At 44.3% G+C, this 26,113-nt stretch carries 22 protein-coding genes; 10 read left to right on the top strand and 12 right to left on the bottom strand.

Going from position 1 to position 26,113, the window contains the following annotated elements:
* Genes ACXAFQ_RS12510 through ACXAFQ_RS12520 form a run of 3 tightly spaced genes read left to right on the top strand, consistent with a single transcriptional unit; the run spans position 1 to position 4,260 of the window.
* Positions 1-1,848: a site-specific integrase gene (locus ACXAFQ_RS12510; protein WP_474822563.1), complete on the top strand. Its 1,848-nt coding sequence runs from the start codon at positions 1-3 to the stop codon at positions 1,846-1,848.
* Positions 1,845-3,821 carry a hypothetical protein gene (locus tag ACXAFQ_RS12515; protein WP_474822565.1) on the top strand — a complete coding sequence of 659 codons (1,977 nt, stop codon included), beginning with the start codon at positions 1,845-1,847 and terminating at the stop codon, positions 3,819-3,821. The genes ACXAFQ_RS12510 and ACXAFQ_RS12515 overlap by 4 nt, the downstream gene beginning before the upstream one ends.
* A 1-nt stretch (position 3,822) precedes the next feature.
* Complete coding sequence (locus ACXAFQ_RS12520) at positions 3,823-4,260, top strand: hypothetical protein (protein WP_474822570.1); 438 nt, start codon at positions 3,823-3,825, stop codon at positions 4,258-4,260.
* 76 nt (positions 4,261-4,336) lie between these two features.
* Here the strand turns inward: ACXAFQ_RS12520 and ACXAFQ_RS12525 are convergent, their stop codons facing one another.
* Positions 4,337-4,657 carry a helix-turn-helix domain-containing protein gene (locus ACXAFQ_RS12525; protein WP_474822574.1) on the bottom strand — a complete coding sequence of 107 codons (321 nt, stop codon included), beginning with the start codon at positions 4,655-4,657 and terminating at the stop codon, positions 4,337-4,339.
* A 114-nt stretch (positions 4,658-4,771) separates the two neighbouring features.
* On the opposite strand from ACXAFQ_RS12525, the gene ACXAFQ_RS12530 reads away from it, so the two are divergent.
* From ACXAFQ_RS12530 to folA, 6 genes are all read left to right on the top strand, one after another.
* The gene (locus ACXAFQ_RS12530) at positions 4,772-5,032 is read left to right on the top strand and encodes a transposase (protein WP_474822577.1); all 261 of its coding nucleotides are present in this window, start codon (positions 4,772-4,774) and stop codon (positions 5,030-5,032) included.
* Positions 5,033-5,232: 200 nt separating this feature from the next.
* On the top strand, positions 5,233-6,921 hold the full coding sequence (locus tag ACXAFQ_RS12535) for an N-6 DNA methylase (protein WP_474822579.1): 1,689 nt from the start codon (positions 5,233-5,235) through the stop codon (positions 6,919-6,921).
* Positions 6,914-9,253, top strand: a complete 2,340-nt coding sequence (locus ACXAFQ_RS12540) for a sensor histidine kinase (RefSeq protein WP_474822583.1) — start codon at positions 6,914-6,916, stop codon at positions 9,251-9,253. Before ACXAFQ_RS12535 ends, ACXAFQ_RS12540 begins: the two co-directional genes overlap by 8 nt.
* Positions 9,243-10,397 (top strand): protein-PII uridylyltransferase, encoded by a 1,155-nt coding sequence (locus ACXAFQ_RS12545; RefSeq protein ID WP_474822587.1) that lies wholly within the window; start codon positions 9,243-9,245, stop codon positions 10,395-10,397. The genes ACXAFQ_RS12540 and ACXAFQ_RS12545 overlap by 11 nt, the downstream gene beginning before the upstream one ends.
* Positions 10,384-11,100, top strand: coding sequence for a hypothetical protein (locus tag ACXAFQ_RS12550; protein ID WP_474822591.1), 717 nt, complete (start codon positions 10,384-10,386; stop codon positions 11,098-11,100). Before ACXAFQ_RS12545 ends, ACXAFQ_RS12550 begins: the two co-directional genes overlap by 14 nt.
* 207 nt (positions 11,101-11,307) lie before the next feature.
* Positions 11,308-11,814, top strand: a complete 507-nt coding sequence (gene folA, locus ACXAFQ_RS12555; RefSeq protein ID WP_474822595.1) for a type 3 dihydrofolate reductase — start codon at positions 11,308-11,310, stop codon at positions 11,812-11,814.
* 85 nt (positions 11,815-11,899) lie between these two features.
* Here the strand turns inward: folA and rpoS are convergent, their stop codons facing one another.
* From rpoS to ACXAFQ_RS12610, 11 genes are all read right to left on the bottom strand, one after another.
* Positions 11,900-12,898, bottom strand: coding sequence for an RNA polymerase sigma factor RpoS (gene rpoS / locus ACXAFQ_RS12560; protein ID WP_474822599.1), 999 nt, complete (start codon positions 12,896-12,898; stop codon positions 11,900-11,902).
* Positions 12,899-12,969: 71 nt separating this feature from the next.
* Complete coding sequence (locus ACXAFQ_RS12565; RefSeq protein WP_474822602.1) at positions 12,970-13,830, bottom strand: peptidoglycan DD-metalloendopeptidase family protein; 861 nt, start codon at positions 13,828-13,830, stop codon at positions 12,970-12,972.
* 8 nt (positions 13,831-13,838) lie between these two features.
* Positions 13,839-14,417, bottom strand: coding sequence for a YqaA family protein (locus ACXAFQ_RS12570; protein WP_474822606.1), 579 nt, complete (start codon positions 14,415-14,417; stop codon positions 13,839-13,841).
* Complete coding sequence (locus tag ACXAFQ_RS12575; protein ID WP_070125548.1) at positions 14,414-15,049, bottom strand: protein-L-isoaspartate(D-aspartate) O-methyltransferase; 636 nt, start codon at positions 15,047-15,049, stop codon at positions 14,414-14,416. The genes ACXAFQ_RS12570 and ACXAFQ_RS12575 overlap by 4 nt, the downstream gene beginning before the upstream one ends.
* 31 nt (positions 15,050-15,080) lie before the next feature.
* Positions 15,081-15,830: a 5'/3'-nucleotidase SurE gene (gene surE / locus ACXAFQ_RS12580; RefSeq protein WP_070125547.1), complete on the bottom strand. Its 750-nt coding sequence runs from the start codon at positions 15,828-15,830 to the stop codon at positions 15,081-15,083.
* A gap of 25 nt (positions 15,831-15,855) precedes the next feature.
* Positions 15,856-16,923 (bottom strand): tRNA pseudouridine(13) synthase TruD, encoded by a 1,068-nt coding sequence (truD, locus tag ACXAFQ_RS12585; RefSeq protein WP_474822612.1) that lies wholly within the window; start codon positions 16,921-16,923, stop codon positions 15,856-15,858.
* Positions 16,920-17,396, bottom strand: a complete 477-nt coding sequence (ispF, locus tag ACXAFQ_RS12590) for a 2-C-methyl-D-erythritol 2,4-cyclodiphosphate synthase (protein WP_474822614.1) — start codon at positions 17,394-17,396, stop codon at positions 16,920-16,922. The genes truD and ispF overlap by 4 nt, the downstream gene beginning before the upstream one ends.
* Before the next feature lie 9 nt (positions 17,397-17,405).
* The gene (gene ispD / locus ACXAFQ_RS12595) at positions 17,406-18,110 is read right to left on the bottom strand and encodes a 2-C-methyl-D-erythritol 4-phosphate cytidylyltransferase (RefSeq protein ID WP_474822616.1); all 705 of its coding nucleotides are present in this window, start codon (positions 18,108-18,110) and stop codon (positions 17,406-17,408) included.
* Between the two features lie 6 nt (positions 18,111-18,116).
* Positions 18,117-18,404 carry a cell division protein FtsB gene (gene ftsB / locus ACXAFQ_RS12600; RefSeq protein ID WP_474822619.1) on the bottom strand — a complete coding sequence of 96 codons (288 nt, stop codon included), beginning with the start codon at positions 18,402-18,404 and terminating at the stop codon, positions 18,117-18,119.
* 55 nt (positions 18,405-18,459) lie between these two features.
* A complete protein-coding gene (locus ACXAFQ_RS12605) occupies positions 18,460-20,154 on the bottom strand; it encodes a TIGR03545 family protein (protein ID WP_474822624.1) in 1,695 nt (564 codons plus the stop codon).
* A gap of 143 nt (positions 20,155-20,297) precedes the next feature.
* The gene (locus ACXAFQ_RS12610) at positions 20,298-21,929 is read right to left on the bottom strand and encodes a methyl-accepting chemotaxis protein (protein WP_474822628.1); all 1,632 of its coding nucleotides are present in this window, start codon (positions 21,927-21,929) and stop codon (positions 20,298-20,300) included.
* Between the two features lie 334 nt (positions 21,930-22,263).
* Here ACXAFQ_RS12610 and putA point away from each other — a divergent pair, with 334 nt between their 5' ends.
* Positions 22,264-26,061, top strand: coding sequence for a bifunctional proline dehydrogenase/L-glutamate gamma-semialdehyde dehydrogenase PutA (putA, locus tag ACXAFQ_RS12615; RefSeq protein ID WP_474822630.1), 3,798 nt, complete (start codon positions 22,264-22,266; stop codon positions 26,059-26,061).
* The last annotated feature ends 52 nt before the right edge of the window (positions 26,062-26,113 follow it).

The following is a 26,113-nucleotide window of genomic DNA, read 5'->3' on the forward strand; positions in this document are numbered from 1 at the left end:
ATGGCTACGAATACACCAATTAAGCGCAAAGCTGTGTACCCAAATGAAGAGCATGCTGGATTTCAGGCTGAGGTATACCAACTGTGCATTGAGGAGATGGTTTTATCCCCTCAAGGAAAAGCAAGTTGTCATTTCAAGCGTCTAAAGTACAAAGGCTGCCCGAAACTAACATCATTAGCTTTCTTTCCTGAAAAGACAAAGCTGATAGATATGAATCGTGATGCTTTCATTCGCGATTGTTACCAAACCATGAAGGTGAATGTGAATGCAACAACAAGCTCCCTTTTCGATAATTTAATAGGCTATCTACGATGGTGTGATGAGTCGGAAAAAAGAGTCCAAAAGGCAGACTACCTTGAATCTTGTTTGATTCGTGATTACATGCAAGAAATCGTTATGCTGGTAGAGAAAGGAATACTGTCAGCAGCACAAGCTACCAATAGGAAAAAGCTGATTTCGTGGTTATTAATCAAAGCCGGCCGAAGTGCAGAAGCCAAAAGTCTCACACCTATAAAACGACCTGAAACTCTCGGTTATCAGAGCTTGGACATAGAAACCGAACTCAGAGAAGTTGCACGTTCTCTATTTAGAGCTTACCGAATAATGTTAAAGCATTTTCTTGATGGTAGTCCTCTAGAGCGACACCCACTATATGATGAGAAGTTGATAGAAAGGGAGGTAAAACGGCAAGGAGGAGATATAAAAGCACTTGCAGCCAGTAAAGCAGCTTTCAAAACTGCACTTATTCGTACGAATCCCAATAATCATATTGTCTCCACAGCAGCGATGATTACTTTTATGTTCACTGGGATGAACACTACACCGTTGTGTAAGATGAGAATTTCTGATTTAACCTTCAGAGAAATCTCTGGAGGAAAATATATTTTCAACACAGAAAAAGGGCGTGCTGGATTTCAACTTCAAGATAACTCAATGGGATTTAGCAAGTATGCTAAGGAGTTTATCGAAAGCTGGAGTAGCGTATCTTTACAGCTCGCAAAGGGAGATGAAAGTTCTTTTTTGTTCCCACGTTTTACTGACAAAGGGGAAGCGATATCGTATGCACATACTACTCGAAAGCCTCAACTATCAATAAATAAACTTTTGAAAAGGATGGGATTACCAAATATTAACCCCTCAATATTTAGGAAGACTAAATCAGATACCGTTTTTCGTGTTACTGAGTCAGTTTATCTAGTATCAATGATGAATAATAATGAAATTGGTACGACTGCAAAAATTTATATTAACGGAACTAAGAAAGAGCATGAGAGAAATTTGGGTGCGGCAATGGCTGCACAACATGCAATTGCTTTAGGTGGCGATGTTAATAAAGCTGTAGCTAGCGCTAAATTTCAATTTTCTGATGTTCTGGACGGTTATGAATATGATCGTTTAAGGAAAAAAGAAGACAGAACGAATGAAGCGCGGACGCCGCTCGGAGTTCGTTGTAATAATAATAAAAAAGGTACATCTCAATCCATTAACAAGATCCTAAAACGAGAGGGTATCGAAGCTTCTGATAGTGAAGTCGTTTGCACAGATTTTCTTGCGTGTTTTGAATGTCAAGAACATGCTTTTGTTTCAGATGTGGAAGATATCTGGTTAATGCTCTCTTTCAGAGATACCTTACTCCAATTGCAGCAACTACCAGCTGTTAATTCTTTGCCTGAAAAAAAATATCTTAAACTATTCGTAAACATTCAAACGGTGCTACAGCGATTTAATAATAAAAGTCCCACAGAATATAAGCTTGCAAGTGAAAAGCTTAAGAATGCACCGCATCCACTTTATGCGAGCATCCACAGTTTGAATGATCTTTTAGATGTCTTTGTAGTGACACAATGATGCAATTAGCCTTAAACGATGTTCCGCAATATGATGAGTCTGAAGTCGTAACAAGAGATCTAGACGGCACTCCGAGGAGTTTCATTTTTGATGACGAGTGGGACTTTACAGGGTATAGACAAGATTCTGTGCTGAAAAAACCGGTGGTATCATTCAAAGAGATAGACAAATCCTACTGTAGGAAAATCCAATCAACATTAGCTTTCATCGTAAGAAAGTATGAAGAAGAAACTAGAAAATCAGCGACCTGGACACAGGTAAACTCTTGGAAACAAGGACTAGTTACGATAAGAAAAGTTTTGGGGAGTTGTAGTTGGGAAGTGCTGTCTAATAAACGAGATTTTAATAAGTTTAAGTGTAATCTGCAACGCTACATAAAATTAAACAAACTGAGTAGAAGAATTGGTGAAGATGTAGCAACTGGATTGAACAAGCTCGATGAGGTTGGCCTTTGTTCTTGTTCTGCAAATAGTCATGAATTTCGAGGGTTCTCAACGAAAAAGCGTTTGCAGGCAATCGCTATTCCTATTGGAATTTATCAGAAGATCATTAGCCGGGCAGTCTCCAATGTAGAAATTTACCACCCCTATCGAAAGGAAATTTGTGATGTACAGCGTAAAGCAGTCAATATTTTCACTGAGGAAATAGAAAAAGCTGGAATTAAAGAGAGTACTCGAAGAAATAGAGCATCTCGCCGCATAAGAAAACTTCATCATGATATCCCCAACTACACCGCAAGTAGAGATGGAATTAGCTTAAGCTGTCAAATAGGGCTCAATGATTTAGTTAAGTCATGCATGATAGTTGTGCTGTCGTTTAGTGGCATACGAATTGGTGAGTTAGCTAGCCTTTCCAAGTTTAGTTACGAAGAGGTCGGAATGAATAAAATTCCCCTCCTCAAAGGAGAAGAGACCAAAAGAGAGGGCAGAGTTATTAAAGAGGTATGGCAAACTCATCCGATAGTAAGGGACGCGCTTGAATTGAGTTACGATGCCCTTCAGCATATGAGGGAGTTATATACAGAAAAGAATGAAAAAGAACTTTTTTATGGGAGTATTAAAGAAGCTCATTATGAACACGCTAAACGACAAATTTCCTCTTCATTTCTAACGTTAAAAGCGACAAACAAGCAATCCTCTTATGTACTCACAAATACGAGTAATTTGTTAAATCGCTTTATTAAAGAGTCAGGGATTGTTGCAACGCAAGCAGATGTTGAAGAGTTCGATAACCTCAATCCCTCTCGTATTGGGCAGTTGAAAGTTGGTGAAACGCTACCTAAGTTATCTCCACATGATTTTCGAAGAAGCTTTGCAGTTTTCTTCAAACGTTATGGATTTGGGTCGTCATCTACAATTAAGTTTCAGTATAAGCACCGAAATATTCAAATGTCAGACTACTATGGAAACAACGCGCAGCTACAAGCAATGGAAGATATTCTTCTTGATAATGATTTACTTAACATAATGAATGAAGAAGGGATTCGTATGGGAGTGGATATCTTCGATGAAATATACAACGAGTCAGAAAATTTAAGTGGATTGGGAGGAGAGCGGATTTTCAAGGATAAATTCAAGAAGCTTAAAGCAGGTGAATATGTCTTCATGAGCCGCCAGGAGATTGAACGCTTAGTAAGAAATGGGAGCTTATCAGTCGTTAAACTCGCAACTGGCGGTTATTGCCTAAACCCCAGATGTAGCCGAGTATGTGGTATAGGGGAGTTCGCGACTGAGGTAAAACCTTGTGAACACCAAGTGATTACCGATAAGCAAGCAAAGGTGGTAATTAGCCAGAACAAACGGTTAACCCATACCTTTAGGAAGCTAAATACGGGTGATCCAATGATGAATAGTATTTTAATAGCTACCAAGCAAAAAATTAAACGGAACGAGTTGTTGGTCAAGAAGCACAACATAGAATTTGAAGTGTTTGATGACAAAATTAAAGGTACCTTAGTATACACGGATAGCTAAAATGTCACGAAGAGAAATTACCTTAGGTCGACTACGCGCAGCGCTCCAACGTCTTTTGGATGGTAAGCCGGAACGAATTGAGAAAGTAGGTAGGCTTTCACTTAATAAGATAAATAATGAAGCTAACCTCGGTCATAGTTACATCCATAAATTTGAGGACTTTGTTCGAAATGAAGCTGCTCCTGCTATAGAAGAATACAATAGGACAGTTAATCCACTAACTGAGAAGTTAAACTCAGAAAAACATATGGGGTTGCGGGAAATTGAGAAAATTAGAGCAAAATTGAAGAAGGAAATTGCACTTAAAGAGCGATATAGAAAAGAACGTGATGATGCTAAAAATATCAATAAAATATTGGAGCAAAAAAACAGCTCATTAATATTTCGGCTTTACGAAATTCAGGATGAACTAAGAGTTGAAAAAATTAAGAAAACCTAAAGTGAACGGCTTCGATTGAAAATGAATCACCAAATTATTAAATAGTAATGGGATCTTAATCATGTAGTTAAATAGACTACTCTTGGGTTGGTCTCAGAGAAGTGACTGATTCAACTAATGCCTCTCTTTCCTGTCTGGGTAAATTGTGAATATAAACCACCAAATTGGCTATATCGTCTTCTTCGCAGAAAAAAAAGCAGAGCGGCAAATTAAGCTCTTCAGCAATACGTTTTATTGTATGTAAATCTGGGGTGTGCCTTCCTTTTTCATAATGATTCATACGGCTGCTTGCAGAGCTAGGCTCCAAACCAATTCTAATACCTAACTCTCTTTGCGATAGGCCTGCTTTGGTCCGTGCGGATTTAAGACGGATTGGAAGTGGACTTTTAAATACCAATGATACATTACGTTTTCACTAAAGTACTTAGATTCTCTAAGCATCCAAACATATTGTATACTTAGTAATCCTAAGTATGAGCCAATCATCCAATGAGGAAACATTAGTATGAGTATGTCGTATAACGAACATTTTCGAAGAGAAGTTGTTCTAAGATATGAGGCACGTGATTCAAAGGTGAATGACCTTGCGACAGAATACGGCATCTCACCTTCAACTATTTATAGGTGGGTTCAGAAAAAGAGCGACGAAAAAACGGACACTAGAGCACGATATGTACAAAATAAACTTGAGGAAAGAATAGAAGAATTGATATCTGAAAGAGAGATTTTTAAGAAAGCAATGATTCTTGTAATTAAAGACATCACAGATTGAGTTATAAAGTAATTAGGATTCTGCTTTTAGGATTGCTTACCTTACCTATGGGTCATTGTTAAGCTGTTGATTTAAATGGGTTATTTTGTTTTTCTGAAAAGCCGGCTGTGGACATGTCATCTTTTCAATAAATCGTAATATTAGTGTATGATGTCGCAGCGATTAGCACTTAGCTGCTTGTGAAGTTTTTGAGAAGAATAATGAATCCGCATCCACTTGATAAAAAAAGACAACTCGGGGCTTTTTATACTCCGCCAGAACTAAGCCGAGTATTGACTGATTGGGCAATTCGTAGAGCTCATGAGTCTATTCTTGAACCAAGTTTTGGGGGCTGTGGATTTTTCGATAGTAGTATTGAGCGTCTTCGGGAATTGGGGTGTGAGTCGCCTGAGAGACAATTATATGGTGTTGACATTGATCAACATGCTTTTGATATCTTGAGCAAAAAGTTTGACAAGATAGTAGAAGTTAAGAAGCGTTTCATCAAAAATGACTTTATAAAAGTTCAACCTCAAGACTTCAGTGTACCAAGCTTCGATGTTGTAATCGGAAACCCTCCCTATGTATCTATGCACAATATGACTTCTGTACAGCGTAGTTCTTGTGAACAAATCTTGAGAGCATCTCCTTTCTCTGCTAGTACGATGGGAAGAAATGCTAGTCTGTGGGCTTTCTTCTTGGTCCATAGCTTATCATTTTTAAACGATGGCGGTAGGGTAGCTTGGGTTTTGCCTAGTAGCTTACTACATTCTGATTATGCCAAAAGGCTTATAGAAATTCATAAAGGATTTTTTAAAAGTATTAAGATTATAAAACTAGCAGAGCGGTTTTTTAGGGGAGAGGGCGCTCAGGAGACCTCTGTAATCCTATTAGCTGAGGGGTTTTCAAAAAATGGAGTTATCGATTGTAGTTTGAATGTTAAATCTGTTGAAGATTTAATTATGCTTAAATCGATTATCTCCTCACCTGATAGCTCGAGTTCTTCAGATATCGAAAATTACAAATATGATATTATTTCTAAAGAGGCACTAGATGTTTATAAGAAGCTTTGCACATCTGATGTGTCAGCACCTCTTGGTTATCACGCTGATATAAAAATAGGAATGGTTACGGGCGCCAATAACCTATTTATTATTAACCGAAAAACTGCAGTCGAAAACTCACTTGAAGAGCATGTTTTAAAACCAGTAATTGGTAAGTTCTCTAGCTTACAAGGGATTTTTCATAATAGGTCAAGACAAAATAAAATACACTCTTCCGGTGAACGAGTACTATTAGTTTGTCCTTCGGAATTAGAAATGCTCAGTGATTCGCATGTATCCAAGTATTTGTCTCAATTAGACATAGAATCGAGGGAGAGCAATAGAACATTTAAAAAACGGCCTCATTGGTATGCTCCTGGGTACGGAATTGACGGTATTATTCCCGACGCGTTTTTGTCTTACATGATCCATCTTTCTCCTCGCATGGTTATTAACCAAGCAAAAGTTAATTGTACCAACTCAGTTCATAAAGTTTTGTTTCGCGACAAAAACTGCTCTGCAAATTTTAAAATGGCCATATCTATATCTTTACTATCTTCCTTCTCGCAGCTGTCTGCAGAACTTGAAGGAAGAGCCTATAGCTCTGGTGTGCTTAAAATTGAACCCTCTTCGGGAAGGAGAATTCAAATACTCATGAATGAAGCTATTATGGATGATCTAGTACTTGCAAAGCGTAACGTTGATAAACTTCTGATTAGAGGGGAACAGAGTAGGGCTACTGATATAGTTGACGCTATCTTAATAAAACAAGATATTTGTACTGCTGAAGAAATTTCAGAACTCAGAAAAGCTGCAAGACAATTGAGAAATGAGCGCTATAAAGGAGTTAAAACGCTAAATGACTGACGAGAAAGGCTTAATTGAAGAACTTTACCTCTTATTGGCCCCAGACAGCGCAGATTCGAAGAACGTAAACAGTAAGGTCGATTATGGTAAGTTACTGGATCTTTCGACAAAAATTTCTGAGTTCGATAAGGAGAACGTTCGCTTTTCAGTTGATGCAAAAATTGTTGAACGGTTAGGTGAACAACTTGTTGCGAAGAAAACAACTGCTTTAAGTGAGCTAATTAAAAATGCTTATGATGCTGATGCCAAAACAGTTACTGTACATTTTACGGGCACGGAGGCTCCTGGGGGAAAAATCACTATAGTTGATGATGGACTGGGGATGACGTTCGAGGGTCTGGTCTCAGGTTTCATGACCATTAGTACATCTGACAAGCTCAGAAACCCCTTGTCTACTCGTTTTAAAAGACCTAGAGCTGGCAAAAAGGGAATTGGCAGGTTTTCTGTCCAGAAGATTGGCCGACGACTCAAACTTGTAACTAAGCAAAGGGCTGCTAGTCACCATCTATGCGTGGATATTGACTGGGATAAATTTCAATCTGGAGCAAAGTTAACCTCGATAGCGAACAAGGTATATACGGATAAAACAAATTATGACTTTGATGAAGGTACGATATTAGAAATCTCTGACGTTAGAGAGGCATGGACCTCAAGCAACATAGAAACCACGTATAAATATCTTGCAAGTATATTATCAATAGATCCGGTCAGTACAAACGATCTAGGGTTCAAAGCAGTCTTCAAATATATTAATGCTGATAGTACACCCTCTAGCCTTACGACTATTGATCAATCAACAGAGTTTCTCGACAAAGCAGATTTGAAAGCCTGCGCAACTATGGAAAGCGATGGCCGTTTAAAAGTTGAGATTGTAGGGATAGCGGATAAACGAAATACAGATACAATTTATTTTGAAGAAGGCTATGACGAGAATTTACGAAATACTGACTACAAAGTTGAATTTCATTACTTTTCTAGAGAGCGGGGATCAAATAATTCGAGGGCACTGACAAACTATTTAGCTTCAAATGGAGGATTGAAACTAAAAAGGAATGGCTTTAGTGTAGCTCCATATGGAAGCAGAGGTAACGATTGGCTGGGTTTAGATGATTCCTATCAGAAACGAAAATACTTAATGCCTCACTCAAATACGAATTTTATCGGAGTTGTTTCTGTTGTAGACAACTCTGGCAATATTTTTGAGGAAACTTCAGCCCGGGAAGGTCTTATTGAAAATGACGCATTTGATAGATTAACTACAGCTACTTACTATGTTGCTATAAAGGTTGCGGCTCACAATGCAGAAATTAGAAAAAGAAAAATAAAAGCAAACCAAGATTTCGTAAGTAAGAAAAAATCTAAAGAACTAGAGCTGCAAGAACAATTAGAAGAAATGAGAATAAAATTAGCAGCTCATAGTGAGTCCAACGGTTTTAAAAAAGAAAATCAATCTGTAGGTGGGGATGACTATAAAAATGCTGAATTCGAGGGCGATGAAGGTGGTGAAGATCTCAATAGTCAATTAATCGAAAGTTTAGAAACTGTTACAGAGACACTTAAAGAGTACATCGATGAACAGTTGATGTATCGCGTTTTATCTTCAACTGGATTAGCAATCTCTGAGTTCACACATGAAATTCAGACCTGCCTCACAAATCTAAGTTTAAATAGTCAGACTCTAGAAAGGTTATCTAATTTAGATCCGCAGCTTCAATCTCTCTCTTCGCAATTAGAAGAGAACCTTAGTCTCCTAATAGCTTACACTGATTTCTTTGATGGTACGATGCGTAGCAACTCAAACAGAGAGAAGAATAACTATGATATGCAAAAGTTAGTGAAGAAATTTGTACAGGCTATGAAACCGACCGTTGAAAGACGAGGCTACAAATTATCAACTTATTTTGATGATTGGGGTATTTGGACAAAGCCTGTTCATATTTCCGAAATTATGTCTATCTTTATGAATTTATTTACCAATTCATGTAAGGCTATCGAGCGTGCAGGCAACAAAGCTGGCGAGATTAGGATTGAGGTGTTTACCGGAAGCTCCTTTATGACAATAAAGTTTCAGGACAATGGTGACGGTATACCGAAAGACAAATGGGCAAGAGTTTTTTCCCCGCTATACACAACCTCTATGCCTGCGAAGCCCTTCTCTAAAGAAAATGAATATAACAGAGGTATGGGGCTAGGATTATCTATAACAGAAAATATTATAGATGAAATGAACGGTGAGATAGCGATTGATGAGCCATCAGATGGGTTCAACACATGTGTAAAAATCACACTTCCTTTAGCAAGTGAATCAGAGTTACCTGAAGATGCCTATTAAGTTTTTATATATTGATGATGAGAAAAAAGAGACTATTCATGAGTTGGTTGAACTAATTGAATCGTCAAGTGAGGGAGAGTTAAGCATTCATCACGAACAAGTAATGGATTCCATTCACGCAGTCGGACTATTCGCGAGAGACCAACAATTCGACGGTATTTTGATTGACCAGGATTTAAAAGCAATAAGCGATGATGGAAACAAGGCTGACTACTTTGGTACTACGTTAGCACAGCAACTAAGAACAGAGATGGCTGTGCAAAATATACCACCGTTGCCATTGGTACTGATCTCCTACGAGGAAATTATCCTCAATCAGCTAGAGCCTGATGATTCTGCGAAGAATCTATTTGACGCAGTAATAAGAAAAAGAGATTTGAAAGAACCAATTGGTAGAAATTCAGCAGCAAAGCACCTGCTGTCTCTGGTTAGAGCATATCAAACAGCGTCGAATTTTCGAAAAGATGTAGGCCAGGACTTAGAGTTAGAGGAAGTGAGAGAGATACTCCACTGTGACCAAAAGACTTTTGAACAGATTGATACTAGATTTATAGATTTTTTAAGCTCAAAAGCTAGTGATCCTCATGCACTCGTTGGTGCGATATTTTCCACATTGGTTCAATCCGCGGGTATGTTGGTAACTGAAAAAATGTTACAAACAAAGTTAGGCGTGAGTTCTGATTCAGAAGATTGGGAAACTTGTAAGGCACTTCTGAATGAGTATAAATACAAGGGGCCTTTTTCTCAGATTAAAGATCGGTGGTGGTTTAGTAGAGTAGAGGATTGGTGGTTCGAACTTTGCCCCGAGTCAGTTTTGCAATCACTTACGTGCTCAGAGCGGGTTGATGTCTTAAAATCTAAATTGGGCTTAGACAAATTATCACCCATTCCTATCCGCTACCCAAATGGAGAGCAAAGCCAGAACCTGTGGGTGAACTGTGTTCTATCTGGTACTCCGCTTGATCCATTTGACGCACTAAGGGTCCGTGACCCAGAAGCTAAATCGTGGGAGCAGCCTAAGTATATGGATGTAAAAGCACATATAGAGGACTCGACTGAACCAAAGAAATTTGTTGTACACACTGATGACCAAAAAAAAATAAGAAAGCTTTTAGTGAGGTTGAAGCCAGATGTTAACGGCTGAGGAAATATCTCAAGGATTAGATGAGCTAGGGGAACTCCTTTTCGAAAAAAAATTTATTAGAGACGTCTCTCCCCTCAAGAATGCTAGGCACCAATTTAGAAATGATCCAACGAAATACGTAGTTTCAGGCTTGGAATTCAAGACCGCACAAGGCGAATTTATTCGGGGCGATGTTTGGCATCAAGATGTAGATATTAAAATGTCAGCAGAGGTCTCAGTAGATGAAGCTTTTGAATTCACTTCAGCTCGTAGAATGATCATAGATTTAGAGTATTCATGTTATGACAAAGCTTTAACTAAAGAATGTAGAGGTTGCTGGCATATGGATTATCACGTTCAACCTGGTAACCCTCCTAAGTACATGCACCCTGATTTTCATATTCATCACGGTGGTAGGAACCTGAATGACCTAGACGACTATGGAAGGATTGCATTATTAGACAATCCACGAGTCATGCATAATCCCCTCGATGTATTCTTGGGCATTGACTTCATTATTTCGAATTTTTACCCGGAAAATGAATGGAAGAAGCTGAGAGCTGATCAGCGTTATAAGAGATTGATTAAGGCTGCTCAGGAAAACTGGTGGAAGCCTTACTATTTGAGCTTAGCTGATTACTGGCAACATAAAGATAATAAAAAAAGTATAGAGTCACAAGAGGCTGTTAGTCGAGCTAAAAGATTAAATCCTCATTTTGTGTAATAGCTGAGGAGTTGAGAATATCGTGCTATTTAGTTCGAGAGTTCTCAAGTTTTTTCGGTTGCCTTTCGAAAACAATGTAAGTTTATTTAAAGTAATAGCCACAAAGGATTTCTCAATGTTCTCAATTTATACAAGTGTAACGGTGTCACGCGACGACTACGACGTAGAAGTCGAATACCGCCGTTAATCGTATTTCAGGGAGTTGTGATGAAGTTAGCAATGATTGTAGCCATGGCTCACGATCGTGTGATTGGTGCCGATAATGATATGCCATGGCACTTACCCGCCGATCTGAAGCATTTTAAAGCCGTTACGCTAGGCAAGCCGGTGGTAATGGGGCGTCGAACCTACGAATCTATTGGCCGGCCGTTACCTGGTCGCCCGAATATCGTGGTGACATCGTCAACTACCACAAATTTCCCAGAGTCGGTTATAGTAGTCAGCTCACCAGAGCAGGCACTAGAAGTCGCTCAAACCCTCGTGGGCGATGAACAGGAAATTATGATTATTGGTGGTGGTAAGATATATGAAACGTTTCTACCCATGGCAGAAACCCTTTATCTTACCCACATTGATTTGCAAGTAGCGGGTGATACCCGTTTCCCAGATTATCTGGCACAAGCGGAATGGGATGAAGCGGAAAGCCAACAGCATGTTGCTGATGAGGCGAATCCGCATAACTATCGTTTTGTGACACTTCAGCGCAAACGCTGAAGCCTATGGCCAGGCAGATACTGTGATGTAAGCACCATGTGCCTATATCACAGTATTCCCTAAGCCTATTCCACTTATCTGAGGGCTATTCGCCCATCTGATCAAACAGACTTTCTAACGATAATCCTTGATGGCTAAGCATATCCCGCAGTCTGCGCAATGCTTCAACCTGGATTTGACGTACACGCTCCCGCGTAAGACCGATTTCAGCGCCCACATCTTCTAGTGTGGATGGCTCATAGCCTAACAGGCCAAAACGACGAGCCAGTACCTCACGCTGCTTTGCGTTGAGTTCTTCCAGCCACTTCACGATATTGGCTTTCATATCGTTGTCCTGTAGATCTTCTTCCGGACCAAATTCATTCTGGTCTGCAAGTATATCTAACAGGGCTTTATCGTTCTCACCGCCAATGGGGGTGTCTACAGAGGTGATACGCTCGTTCAAACGCAGCATGCGTGAAACTTCGTCGACAGGCTTATCGAGCTCGGTCGCTATTTCTTCTGCAGTGGGTTCGTGATCGAGCTTTTGCGACAACTCACGGGCACAACGCAGATAAACATTAAGTTCTTTGACAACATGAATAGGCAGACGAATGGTTCGCGTTTGATTCATGATGGCACGTTCGATGGTTTGTCTAATCCACCAGGTTGCGTAGGTTGAGAAACGGAAGCCTCGCTCCGGATCGAATTTCTCAACAGCGCGGATAAGACCCAAGTTGCCCTCTTCAATCAAGTCAAGCAGTGCAAGACCGCGATTGTTGTAGCGGCGCGCTATTTTAACGACAAGGCGAAGGTTGGATACAATCATGCGCTTTCTGGAAGCTTCACAGCCTTTCAGAGCGCGTCTGGCAAAATAAACTTCTTCTTCGGCAGTTAACAGAGGTGAGAAGCCGATCTCTCCCAAATAAAGCTGGGTTGCATCCAGATTCTTTGGTAAGTCGTCCTGAACGAACACTGAGTCATCAGTATCGTCGTCCATGTCGGCAGTGTTAGTATTACCAGCTTTCATATTCACTGGCATGTCCATCTCGTCTAACTCATCACGAGACTTTGATTCGATTACAGCGGCTTTTGTCTGACCCACGACAGCATCTCCTGCATTGTTGGTTACCCTGCGATGTTCTCCTCAAATTTTATTATTATTTATTGTTATTCTTATCGTTTCGGCAAATAGCGCAGTGGATCTAACGATTTCCCACGATATCTAACCTCGAAATGTAGCTTCACTGAATCTGTTCCGCTATCGCCCATGGTTGCAATTTGTTGCCCTGCGGCTACCCATTGCTGTTCATCGACTAACAGCTTAGCGTTGTGTGCATAAGCACTCAATAATGCATTCGTATGTTTTATGATGATTAAATTACCATAACCACGTAATGCGTTACCGGCGTATACCACTTTGCCATCGGCGGCGGCTAAAACTGGTGAACCTCTTTGGGCGCTCAAGTCTAAACCTTTATTACCGGATTCAGTGTTGCTAAATGTTAACGTAATGTTGCCATTGCTTGGCCAAACCCATTTTGACACCTTATCCGGAAAGTCTCTTCTGGACGGGTTATTGACGTTTTTAGTCAAAGGTTTGACGGCGGTAACTTCTTGTCCGTTAACATTAATTTCACGTTCACTGTACGCCTGTGCCGGTTTAGGGTCAACACCCCTTTTGTTGTATATTCTGCTGGTCGTACCAGTTTTTTCTTGCACTTTTCTGGGGCGGGTGTTGCGTGTCAGCGATGTCGTAGAGGGGGGGATTAAGCGCAGTTTTTGACCAGGGTAGATATTGTAAGGTGCTGATAGTGAGTTGTATTTTGCAATGTCTCGGTAGTCATTTCCGGTGTACCAGGCGACCGCAAATAGCGTGTCACCCTTTTTTACTACATAGCTTTGAATCTCTGACCCCGATTGTTTTTTTTCTACCTGACTATTGAGTAAAGTCACTGGCGCGGGGCCTGTTGAGCTAGAGCAGGCCGTCAAAAAAATGACGGAAAAACAACCAAGAAGAACGTAAATGGTTCGCATTAACGGTGTCAGTGAAGGATGAGATAGGCAAGAATGGCGAGTCCAATGGTGGCCCAACCAAGAATTTCGACGTATTCTCGTAGCTTTTCTTCCATTGCAGCACCACCCAATTTCATTAGACCAGCGACTAAAAAGAAGCGGGCTCCTCGTCCCACTGCCGAAGCAATAAGGAAGGGAATGAATGCCATATTTAATACACCCGCACTGATGGTAAACACTTTATAGGGGATGGGGGAGAATCCGGCGAGGAAAACTACCCAAACGCCATAGGTTTCAAACCAATTCATCGCAGTCTGAAGCTTTCCTTCATAACCAGCGGAAATGACGAGAGGCTCGATCCAGGCTTCAAAAGTAAAATATCCCAGCGCATATCCTGCAATACCACCTAGTACAGAAGCTACCGTGGTGATAAGTGCAAACATCCAGGCTCGCTGAGGCCGGGACATCGACATAGGGGCTAGCATGACATCAGGCGGAATAGGAAAGAACATGGATTCTGCGAAGCTGAGCAACGCGAGGTATCTGCTGGCGAACTGATGTCGCGACCAGCGTAACGCCAAATCATAGCATGGCTGAAAAATTTTCACTGAAGCTCTCCTGCAACCAGTGGTACAAATCGAACAGCCTCGATGGTTTCAGTTTTCAGTTCACCGTCGATTCTGTCAACACAAAGTAGATTTTGTTGCTCACTGCCTACAGGGATAATTAAGCGGCCACCTTCTTCAAGTTGCTCACACAAATCCTGGGGTAGGCTGCTCGCGGCTGCAGTAACCAAAATGGCATCGTAAGGCCCTTTGCTTGGCCAGCCTTTCCAGCCATCACCGTGCTTCATAGACACATTGTGCAAATCTAGCTGGTTCATTCGGCGCTTTGCCTGGAACTGCAACGACTTAATACGTTCCACAGTGTAAACGTGACCAAAAAGCTGAGCTAAAATTGTTGTTTGATAGCCAGAGCCGGTGCCAATCTCGAGGATCTTACGCGGATTATTTTGCGCCTTGAGTAGCAGCTCGGTCATTTTTGCCACTATATAAGGCTGCGATATAGTCTGGCCCTGACCAATGGGTAGGGCAGTATTCTGGTATGCCTTGTGTTTGAGGGCATCGGGTAAAAACAGTTCTCTGGGCGTGGCCGCGATAGCCGTTAGCACTTTCTGATCACGCACGCCTTCACTGAACAGAAGTTCAGCCAGCATTTCACCTTTTTTCAATGTTCTCATTGCAACAAATGTGTTCCTGTTAGAATTGTTATTAGATTTTTTTATTCAGCCATTCTTCCATGGTACCCAGGCTGCTGTGGGCTGTCATATCCACGCTGAGTGGTGTGACGGAGCAATAACCATTGGCTATTGCATGAAAATCGGTACCGTCGCCGGCGTCTTGTTCCGCACCCGCAGGACCGTACCAGTAGATCTCGCGGCCAAAAGCATCCTTCGCTTTTACCATTGCTTCTGCGCGATGTCGGCGGCCCTGGCGAGTCACTTTAATCCCTTTTAATTCATCGTAAGGAACATCCGGTACGTTCACATTTAAAATCTGATTAGCCGGCAGGGGATGGCTTTCTAACTTAGTGATGATATCCAGGACTACCCGAGCAGCGGTGTCGAAATGCTTGCCTTCATGACTGGTGAGGGAAACGGCAATAGCAGGAAGACCCATATAGCGGCCTTCGGTTGCGGCTGCAACGGTGCCAGAGTAAATAACATCATCACCGAGATTCGCACCGTGGTTAATCCCTGAAACGACCAACTCTGGATCCTCTTCCAAAAAGCAATTTACACCCAGGTGCACACAGTCGGAAGGCGTGCCGTTTACCGAATAAAAGCCGTTATCTAATTGTTGAATACGCAGTGGGCTGTGCAGAGACAGCGCATTACTGGCACCGCTACAGTTACGGTCTGGGGCAATAACGGTAACGTCGTGTCGGCTAGTCAGCGTTTCAAATAAGATCGCAATGCCTTTGGCAAATACACTGTCGTCGTTACTTAATAAAATGCGCATGCATGCTCCGGAAATAGTAGAAAACTTAGTCTGCGCTTTGAACGGTGCTTAAATCTACACAATCTCTGAGCACCGTAGTGGCGTAGCAGCCCGCAGGCAGACTGAAAGAAACAACAACTGTATCACCGTTATGTTGCCATTCAAGTTGCGACGGCCAGATTTTTACCGGGCGACGTTCCTGTTTTAACCCTTCGGCGGCAAGAAATGCGGTGATTGGCTCAAATTGCTCTGTCACTGATAATTCCAGCGCGGCGGCAATGGTTTTCGACGGCAAGTCGCCCTTACCCCATAATGGCGCTGTTGGTGATAAATCCTGTTGTTCGTAACGCTGTTGAACGGTGGAATCTTCACCATCGTTAATAAAGAAGGAGTGTGAGCCTGACAGCATTAGCGCGTCGCCGGGAAGTACTGTATTTAATGCACCGTTTCCAATACGCGTACTGATCACTTCGTTAAACAACCAACTGCGTAATGCGGAAATCGCCATATTGCGCTTGTTACGGTTTCGGATGGCTTCACCGCCCACCATCTTTGCCGCCAGCTGAAGATTTCCACCTTCCAAACGTTCGCCAGTTTCTCCAATGCGAACATTGCCAAAACGTTGATCGCCAAAGTAGTTGGGGACACCTTGCAAAGCAGCGCGTTGTAATTCGGCGATAAGTTTGTCTGCATCGCTCACATTGCGTAAGGTAATAGCAAAGTGATTCCCTTTAAGTTGGCCGGTGCGTAGCTTTTTATTGTGGCGATGTTGGGCCAATACTTTTACGCCTGGTATCGCCAGTTTCGAAAAGTCAAAATCGGCTTTTCCTGGCGCGTGTAAGCCAATCCACTGACGGGTAACCGCGTATTTGTCTTTGCGTCCCGCATACGACACATTGCGCAGCGGCAAACCCGTAAACTTGGCCAATTGCTCTGCTACCCACGCCGTGTTCGCCAGGGTTTTCTCTACCCAAATAAACTGATGCTCGCCATCGTTACTGAAGTCGTAACCCAGCTCTTCGGTTACCACAAAGTCTTCAGGCTTGGCTTTTAAGGTAGCAGTGCAAGCCGGTGCTTCCTTACTGTAGTGCCAGTGTGTTGTAGACAGATTCATGGCAGCGCCTTCAGCAGAACGACGGCATGCGCGGAAATACCTTCTTTGCGGCCGGTAAAACCTAACTTTTCGGTGGTTGTCGCTTTTACATTGATGTCGTCTATGCTGCACTGACAGTCGGTGGCAAGCAGCGCGCGCATGTCTTGTATGTGCGGTGCCATTTTAGGGGCCTGAGCAATAATGGTCATATCGGCGTTGCTCAGTCCGTAACCTTTCTCTTTTACCAGGCTTATGACATGACGCAGCAGATAGCGGCTATCTACGCCAGACCATTCGTCGTCGGTGTCAGGGAAGTGTTTGCCAATATCGCCCATGGCAGCGGCACCGAGAATGGCATCGCAAAGCGCATGAATAAGCACGTCACCATCAGAGTGGGCAAGTAAACCCTGTTCATAGTCGATACTGACGCCACCAATAACAATGGGACCTTCGCCACCAAATTTGTGAACATCGTAACCGTGACCAATTCGCATAGTTGCCTCTTAACCTTTCTGTTGTGACTGTTGTAAGTAGAATGCTGCCAGCGCCATATCCGCTGGGCGTGTTATCTTAATATTCGCCGGGTTACTGTCGATAAGCGCTACCTGATAACCCGCGGCTTCCATGGCTGAAGCTTCATCGGTAACCACCACCTTTTTTTGTTCAGCCTGCTTTAACGCGGCTGTGAGCAAACCCGCGGGAAAAAGTTGTGGTGTAAGCGCATGCCATAATCTATCCCTACTTTCCGTATGAGAAATGGCGCCTGGTGTACTTGTGCTTTCCCGCTTCATGGTGTCTCGCACCGGTGTAGCCAGAATACCGCCCACCACATCGCTTCGGTTTCTCACATCAAGCAAAGTGTCTATATCGTCGTGGGACACGCAAGGACGCGCGGCATCGTGCACTAATGCCCACTCATCGTGATTCAGCAACTGTAAACCGGCTAACACTGAGTCGGCGCGTTCTTTACCGCCATCAACCACGGTAAGCCAGGTGGCATCCGCAATGGGTAGGTTAGGAAAGTAAGGATCGTCGCAGCTTAACGCTACCACAACGCGACTAACGGCGGGGTGTGCATTAAGTGTAAGAAGTGTGTGCTCGAGAATGGTTTTGTTACCGAGCTGAAGATACTGTTTGGGGCGGTCAGCCTGCATTCGGCTGCCAACACCTGCGGCCGGTACCACGGCAACGACTGAGGAATGTGTCATGAATTCTTAGTTTTCCGCCGGCAGGATCCGGTAAAAAGTTTCGCCCTGCTTTATCAGGCCCAGTTCGTTTCTGGCACGCTCTTCAATAGATTCCAGGCCAATTTTCAAATCACTAATATCGGCTTTAAGAAGGTTGTTACGCTGGGCAAGGTTATCGTTTTGCTGGGATTGTTGCTGTACTTCTTGCTTCAGTACCAAATAGTCAGGCACAGAGTTTTTTCCGAACCACAAGCGATACTGGAGCAAGCCCAGCAACACCAAAAGTACGAAAGTAACCCAATTATCCCGCCACACGGAAACACCTGTTATCTGATTAAAAGTTCATTATGCCTTCTACGGCCAGTCCGGTCTACTGACCGAGCTTGCTTTTCAGTTTATCAAACAGTTTGTTTTTCTGCTGGTCGATCACACTATTCAGCTGGGTTTTTAGCAAACTTTCTAACTGACTGCTGTCGCCTTGTGCCGCGCTTAACATACTTTCCACGTTAACCAGTTGTCCCTGAGTCTCGTTTTGTACGCCTCCAACCATGCCATTGAGTCGCAGCATTACTTCATCCAGTTTATCTTGTTGACTGGCTGTTAGATCTGAAATAGCGGCTTGCGCTAATTGGTTATCGAGGTCTGAAGATATCGCAAAATCCGGGTTGCTCAGGGAACCGGAAAGGTTAAGTTTCATATCCAGGTTTTTTAACTGGTTCAGCGCATTGGCAATGGCGGAGGTCAATTTATTGGTGCCTGCCGCTTCAATAATCAAGCTGGCTAAATCAATGTCACCGCTACCGTTAAGCAAATTGTCATTAATCGAGAATTGTCCCGATGTGGTGACCAAGGCTTTTTCCAGTGCGGCAGAAAGCTTCTCACTATTCACCATGGGAACATTCGCCAGGTTAACACCGGCCAGCGACCATTGTTGTGAAGCATCGACGCCTTTTTCATCTATCCAGAATTGTCCGGAAGACTCGAATTGTTTTAGCAGTTCACCGGCAGCAGAAATGGTAAAGGTAGTGGGTTCGCCGAATACCGGGTGCGTATTAGTGATGTTTTTCCAAACACTGCCAATGGTCTCATCTTTATATTTCACTGCCACTTCGGCTTCTTTTACTAAAATAGCGGGGAGCTCGGTGGCTGGCGTATCGTCGGTTTGTGGTTCCCCTTGGATTAACGGTAATACAATTTGCACAGCAGACATCAAATATTGCGTGTATTCCGCCGCTTTGTCTCCGAACACCAACTGAGTGACTTGCTGCATGGCGGCATCGTCACCAGCAATAATGCCTTTCATCAGCTGATAATCTTGTTTTGGTGCCGCTTTCAATTGTTGCAGAGAGTCGGAAAGAGCAGTGCGGGCATTCTTCGCATTATCAGTAAAGTCTGTGATCAGCGCCCGGTCAGCTGATATTTGCTCTTTTAACGTTTTTAGCTTTGATTGCGCTTCAACCAGTGCCTGAGGATTTTTAAAATCCATCTCTTTTAAGGCTTCTACCTGGGTTTTGTATTCCTCGATGCGAGATTTGTCAGGTAGCGCTTGATAAGACGTTTTAAGCTCTTTGGAATACGTTTCGTAGGTTTGTTTTGCTTGTGCTACTGCCGTCGTGGTCTTGAGCGGGTTGCGCTCAATCAGTTCATCCACAGTGGGAATGGCTTCTTTCGCTTTCTGTTTTATTTCATCGAAGGTCAAGCTTTGAGTGGGTTGACGAAGCACCTTACCTTCGCTACTTCTTGGCTGGTCGAATTCCACATCCAGCACCTGAAGTTTGTTTACGATAACTTCTTTTGAAAGAAGAGGCATTAACGCCACATCGCCAAAGGCTTTGCCAACAACCACCTGATTTCGCATTGGCGCGGTGGGGTTGGTCAGTTGAATATCTTCAATCGTCACGGTAGTGGGAAACAATGAATGATGAAAGCTACCAATATTCACTTCAGCCCCATACGACTGAGAAAGCTGGTCTTCCAAGATGGATTTGATAATCGTATTTGCAAACAGCCAGTAACCAATGGCTACCAGAAGAATAACGACGAGGGGGATGTAGCGTTTTTTCATTTTTACACCAGGCCTAGACTTTTTTTGAAAGCTGATTTTCACCGCTTTGGTGTCAGCATAGCATTATCCTTAATACTCGCGAGCGTGAAGATTGGATGATAGTGGGGTGAGCGCAACTAAGTCGCACTCACCTAACAGGCCATTTAGAACTGAAATTTACTCATCGCTTGACGGGCTTTTTCTACATAATCCGCCAAAGCCTGACTGGTTTTGGTTATCTGCTCCACATTATCAACGGTATGTTTTGCAGATTCAGAAAGCTCATTGATTCTCATGTTTACTTCCTGCGCCGCTTCGTTCTGCTGGTCCGTAGCTTCAGCGATATGACGATTCTTACCGGCAATATCAGACACAATGGAGAGCAGAGTGTGCAGTGTGTCGTTGGCCTCATTCACATTGCTCACCGCACTGTCTACCGTCGACTGGCTGGTTTTCACTGCACTCACCGCAGCGGCCGAACCTGTTTGGAGTTCCTGAATCATCTGCTGAATTTCATCCGTGCTTTGTCCGGTTCTGCTTGCCAGCGTGCGAACTTCATCGGCGACCACGGCAAAGCCCCGGCCCTGTTCACCTGCGCGGGCGGCTTCAATGGCCGCATTTAACGCCAGCAAGTTGGTTTGTTCGGAGATCCCGCGAATTACATCAAGCACGCTGCCAATTTTGTCACTTTGTTGCGCTAGCTGATTTACCGTATTGACCAGTGAATCGATACTTTGATTGAGCGACTGAATTTCCTGAACGGATTTTGCTACTGCAGTAATGCCTTGATGTGCGTTCGACTCTGCTTGTTCCGTTGACTGGTTGGCTGCTGCAGCATGCTGGCTTACATCACCAATTTGAACGGTAATTTGTTCCATCGCCGCGGCTACCTGAATGGCATTATGGCTCTGTGTCTCCGCCTGACTTCCGCTTGAACATCGAATCGTTTCAAGTTGCTTTCCTTGCGACGACACTTGTTCAATCGCACTATTCAAGGCTTGCAGTGAATCTCGCACTTTGGCAACAAACGCGTTGTAATGGCGAGCGAGTCGGGCAATTTCATCATTGCCATTAGTGGGTAATTCTCGTGTAAGGTCGCCTTCACCCTGCGCAATATCTTTCATGCTGTCTGCAGCCGCATGCAATGGGGTAGTGATACTTTTGCCGATTAACCAGGTGAATAAGGCAATCAGTACTAAACAAATAACACCCAGCCCAATAAAGATATTACGGATGGTGGAGAATGCCGCATCCAGACGTGTCAGGTATATCCCCGTGCCGATTGTCCATTGCCAGTCGGCAAAGCGTTTTACGAAGGAAATTTTATCGACAGCTTCTTCTGAATTTGGCAGCGGCCACACGTAAGGCACAAATCCGGCATTTTCCGATTTCACCAGTTTCGCCATGGTGACAAAAAAGGTATCGCCATTGGCATCTTTAAAAGTAGTGAGATCCTGACCATTCAATGCGGGTTTGATCGGGTGCATCACCATGGCGGGCGAATCGTCTTGAATCCACAAATAGTTACCGTTGTCATAACGCATTGAGGAGATAGACGCTTTCGCTAAAGACTGGGCATCGGCTTGCGATAAAGTGCCTTTATTCGCCAGGTCAGCATAATGTTGAACCGTGGAATAGGCAATTTCAACGATGTGTTTAGTTGATTCGTAAGCGTCTTCTTTTTGTGCTTTGTAGTGCTGCTGTAAAACCACCGTAGTCATTACCACTACCAGGATAGCAACCAATAGCACTAGAAAGGCGAGTCGTTGTACCACGCTGAAGTTTCTTAGCTTCATAAAATTTCTCGCAAAATTTAATTTTTAATGAGTGTAGAAAGGTATCGGCTTCTGCGCCATTTTATTCAGCTTTATTTCGTTAAATCTATGCTCGGCAGGATTTATTTACAGCTATCGTTAGACAGCCTCGAAGGTACGACAAATGCCTCGTTTACGCAGCCTGGGTTTGTGATAGCATCGCGCCCGCGACAGCCACACATGATCTTAACCATGTCGTTGGCATACAAAGATCATAGATCGACTTAACTTGCTATTTGGGTGTGCCTCGGGCAACGTGAGTGCAAGAATTAATCAGTAGGACTGATAATCACATTACATTTACAGAAGGGTTTCAATGCTCACTAACGACAATCTCAACACGTTGACTTCGATTCGTCAGCGTATTCGCGACCATTACCGGATTGATGAATCCACTGCTATAGATCAAATTCTGCCGGTTGCAGAAGTAAACCCGCGTGCCAGAAGCCGTGCCTGGGAAAGGGCGCGAAAGATGGTACTGCGAATTCGTCGTGACCAGGAAGGGCATGGGGGCGTAGATGCGCTGCTGAATGAATACTCCCTGTCTACCGCTGAAGGGATTGTTTTAATGTGTCTGGCAGAAGCCTTGCTTCGTGTGCCAGATAAAGAAACCCAAGATGAACTCATCCGCGATAAATTATCGAAAGGGCAGTGGACTCCCCATCTTGGTAACTCCGACTCTATGTTCGTAAACGCGTCAGCCTGGGGCTTGCTGCTCACCGGTAACATGGTGAACTATGCTGACAAACGTCGTAACGAGCAGTTTGGCTTGCTGAAGAAAACACTGGGGCGTTTAGGTGAACCGGTTATCCGCCGTGCGATGAACATTGCCATGCGAGTAATGGGGCGTCAGTTCGTGATGGGTGAAACCATTAAAGATGCCGTTGAGCGCGCCAAAGACAAAGAAACCAAAGGGTATGTGTATTCTTACGACATGCTGGGCGAGGGCGCCCGCACCATGGAGGACGCCGACCGCTACTATAACTCTTACGTTAATGCGATTAAGGTGATTGGTAAAGCGGCGGCGGGTCGCGGTCCAAAACGTTCACCGGGTATTTCGGTAAAGCTATCGGCTATTCACCCCCGCTATGAATTCCTTCACGCTGAGCGCGTAATGGCAGAAATTCCGCCTAAGCTGAAAGCGTTGTGTTTAATGGCCAAGGAATTCGATATTGGCCTGACGGTAGATGCTGAAGAAGCCGACCGTTTAGACATCTCATTAGATATCATTGAAGCCGTATTCCGCGATCCGGAACTAGACGGCTGGGAAGGATTTGGCCTGGCGGTTCAAGCTTATCAAAAGCGTTCTATCCATGTTATTGAGTGGCTACGTAAGCTCACGCTGGAAGTCGGTCGTAGCATGATGGTGCGTCTGGTGAAAGGTGCCTACTGGGATACCGAAATCAAAATGACTCAGCAAGCTGGCGTTGACGGCTTCCCGGTATTTACCCGTAAGTCGTCTACCGACGTTTCCTATCACGCCTGTGCTAACAAATTGTTGGACTACCGTGACTCTATTTATCCGCAGTTCGCTACGCACAATGCGTACACTGCATCGGTGATCATTGAACTGGCCGGTGACGACAAAGAAGGCTTCGAATTCCAGTGTCTGCACGGCATGGGGGATACCCTTTACGATCAGGTGGTTACCGAAGAGAAAATTCAGTGTCGGGTTTATGCACCGGTAGGCGAACACGAAGACTTGCTGGCCTATCTGGTTCGCCGTCTTTTGGAAAACGGCGCGAACTCCTCGTTTGTTAACGCCATTGTTGATGATGAAAAGCCAGTGGAATCGCTGCTTGAAGATCCGGTTGAGAAAACCCAGCGTCTTAAAATCCGTCACAATAAACAAATTAGTGCGCCCCGTGATTTATATGCGCCGGAGCGCGAGAACTCCCGCGGTCTGGATCTCACCGACGTGAACGCTATGCACGCGTTGCAACATGAATTAGCGCGCTGGGAACAGCACTATGCTGTACACGGCGAGTTGCCTGAAGGCGCGACAGCGGTGCTAAACCCTGCAGCACAAAACGATGTGGTGGGCTTCCACAATTATGCTGACATCGAACACATGAAAACTGCGCTGGATAATGCCCATAATGGTTTTGCGGCCTGGTCTAAGCGTTCGGTAGAAGAGCGTGCTGATATTCTTGAGCGCACAGCCTTTGCCTTAGAGCGTCATATGGGCGAGCTGATTGCTATCTGTATACGTGAAGCCGGTAAGGTAACCCAGGACAGCATCGATGAAGTGCGTGAAGCCGTAGACTTCCTGCGTTACTACGCTGTGCGTGCTCGTGAACTCGACGCCGACCAGCGCTTCGTGGCCCGCGGTGTTGTACTTTGTATCAGCCCATGGAACTTCCCGCTGGCCATCTTCTTAGGTCAGGTGGCGGCAGCGCTGGCAACGGGTAACACCGTGGTAGCTAAACCTGCTGAACAAACCAGTATGGTAGCAAAACGCGCATTAGAAATTATGCACACCGTTGGTTTGCCTGAAGATGCCATGCAGCTGATCATTGCACCAGGTAAAGATGTGGGTAGCACGCTGCTCCCCGACGAGCGCATTAAAGCCGTAATGTTCACCGGCTCAACCCAAACCGGCACGCTGATTTCCCAGCTATTGGCAGAGCGTGGTGGCGAACAGGTACCACTGATTGCCGAAACTGGTGGTCAGAACTGCATGATTGTCGACTCCACCGCATTGCCTGAACAGGTTATTGATGACGTGGTACATTCTGGCTTCCAGAGCGCCGGTCAGCGCTGTTCTGCGCTGCGCGTACTTTACGTGCAGGAAGACATCGCCGACGATATCGCTGACATGCTGATTGGAGCCATGAAAGAATTGAGCATTGGCAATCCAGCATTGTTAAGCACAGATGTGGGGCCGGTGATAGACGAGAAAGCGTTTAAAAACCTGAAAGATCACGAAAGCTACATGGAAGGTAAAGGAAAGCTGTTGTATCAGTGCGCATTACCTGAAGATTGCGGCGACGGTTTCTTCTATCCACCTACGCTGTATCAGATTGACAGTATTGACGTGCTGGAGAAAGAAGTTTTCGGCCCGGTTATCCATCTGGTGCGCTTTAAAGGTAAGGAAATCGGTAGCGTTGTCGACAAGATCAACAGCACCGGTTACGGCCTGACCATGGGCATTCACTCTCGCATTGAAGAACGCGCGAACGAACTGGCTGCTCGTAGCCGTGCCGGTAACGTGTACGTTAATCGAAACATGATCGGTGCCATTGTGGGCGTGCAGCCATTTGGTGGTCGCGGTCTTTCTGGTACCGGCCCGAAAGCGGGTGGCCCGAACTACTTACGCCGTCTGATGCAAGAGCGTGCTACACCTAAGCCTTCTCAGGTTGAAGACATTGAAAACCTCGATGCTGCATTAAGCGGCGAGAAGAAAGATGCAGAAGCCGCCGTGCGCCTGATGACGCAAGGGGTGAATGTTGAAACTCAATGGCGTCATACTGCACTGAACGACCGTATTTCCATGGTTCGTCAGTTGCTGGCTAAGCTAGCAAAAGTGGATATTGTTGATGAATTAGCCGACGACCTTAACCGCACACTCGCCACGTCTCGTCAGCAGTTAACCACTATCGAGCGCATCATGGCGAAGGCCAAGCAATTACCTGGACCAACCGGTGAGTCGAATAAGCTCTATCTCGAACCACGTGGTGTTCTGGTCTGTTTCGCGGATAAAGGCGTAAGTTTCGAGTACTGGACATTGTCGATTGTAACGGCGCTGGCCACCGGTAACGTGGTTGTGTCTGTTGTCTCTGACTTGTTCTACGACGAAGCGCTGGAATTCCAAAAGCACTTCCTGAAAACCGGCGCGCCAGAAGGTGTGTTCCAGGTAGCCCGTTTGAGTCACCTAAACGACTTGCTGATGAACGAGCACTTAGCGGGTGTGGTTGTCGATTCACATACCGAGCGTACTGCGCAAATTGCTGCCATGTTGTCGTCTCGTGAAGGGGCTATTCTACCGGTAATTACCGCAGAATATAACGACAACCTCATTCAGCGTTTGCTAACAGAGAAAACCATCAGTATTGATACCACCGCTTCGGGTGGTAACACATCACTGATGACGCTGGTGGAAGACGACGAATAATCGGTCTTCCAGTCCAACGAAACTAAAAAAGGCGTGCTTCATTTGAAGCACG

The sequence above is a fragment of the Alteromonas sp. ABH2_165 genome, assembly GCF_056159945.1.

Excerpts from the sequence above, each read along its gene's own strand:
- ACXAFQ_RS12510 (WP_474822563.1), top strand. The coding sequence starts at position 1 with ATGGCTACGAATACACCAATTAAGCGCAAAGCTGTGTACCCAAATGAA.
- surE (WP_070125547.1), bottom strand. The coding sequence starts at position 15,830 with ATGCGCATTTTATTAAGTAACGACGACAGTGTATTTGCCAAAGGCATT.
- ispD (WP_474822616.1), bottom strand. The coding sequence starts at position 18,110 with ATGACACATTCCTCAGTCGTTGCCGTGGTACCGGCCGCAGGTGTTGGC.
- ACXAFQ_RS12540 (WP_474822583.1), top strand. The coding sequence starts at position 6,914 with ATGACTGACGAGAAAGGCTTAATTGAAGAACTTTACCTCTTATTGGCC.
- folA (WP_474822595.1), top strand. The coding sequence starts at position 11,308 with ATGAAGTTAGCAATGATTGTAGCCATGGCTCACGATCGTGTGATTGGT.
- ACXAFQ_RS12515 (WP_474822565.1), top strand. The coding sequence starts at position 1,845 with ATGATGCAATTAGCCTTAAACGATGTTCCGCAATATGATGAGTCTGAA.
- ACXAFQ_RS12565 (WP_474822602.1), bottom strand. The coding sequence starts at position 13,830 with ATGCGAACCATTTACGTTCTTCTTGGTTGTTTTTCCGTCATTTTTTTG.
- ACXAFQ_RS12610 (WP_474822628.1), bottom strand. The coding sequence starts at position 21,929 with ATGAAGCTAAGAAACTTCAGCGTGGTACAACGACTCGCCTTTCTAGTG.
- ACXAFQ_RS12545 (WP_474822587.1), top strand. The coding sequence starts at position 9,243 with ATGCCTATTAAGTTTTTATATATTGATGATGAGAAAAAAGAGACTATT.
- ACXAFQ_RS12520 (WP_474822570.1), top strand. The coding sequence starts at position 3,823 with ATGTCACGAAGAGAAATTACCTTAGGTCGACTACGCGCAGCGCTCCAA.
- ACXAFQ_RS12530 (WP_474822577.1), top strand. The coding sequence starts at position 4,772 with ATGTCGTATAACGAACATTTTCGAAGAGAAGTTGTTCTAAGATATGAG.
- ACXAFQ_RS12605 (WP_474822624.1), bottom strand. The coding sequence starts at position 20,154 with ATGAAAAAACGCTACATCCCCCTCGTCGTTATTCTTCTGGTAGCCATT.
- ACXAFQ_RS12535 (WP_474822579.1), top strand. The coding sequence starts at position 5,233 with ATGAATCCGCATCCACTTGATAAAAAAAGACAACTCGGGGCTTTTTAT.
- truD (WP_474822612.1), bottom strand. The coding sequence starts at position 16,923 with ATGAATCTGTCTACAACACACTGGCACTACAGTAAGGAAGCACCGGCT.
- ACXAFQ_RS12575 (WP_070125548.1), bottom strand. The coding sequence starts at position 15,049 with ATGAGAACATTGAAAAAAGGTGAAATGCTGGCTGAACTTCTGTTCAGT.
- ispF (WP_474822614.1), bottom strand. The coding sequence starts at position 17,396 with ATGCGAATTGGTCACGGTTACGATGTTCACAAATTTGGTGGCGAAGGT.
- ACXAFQ_RS12550 (WP_474822591.1), top strand. The coding sequence starts at position 10,384 with ATGTTAACGGCTGAGGAAATATCTCAAGGATTAGATGAGCTAGGGGAA.
- putA (WP_474822630.1), top strand. The coding sequence starts at position 22,264 with ATGCTCACTAACGACAATCTCAACACGTTGACTTCGATTCGTCAGCGT.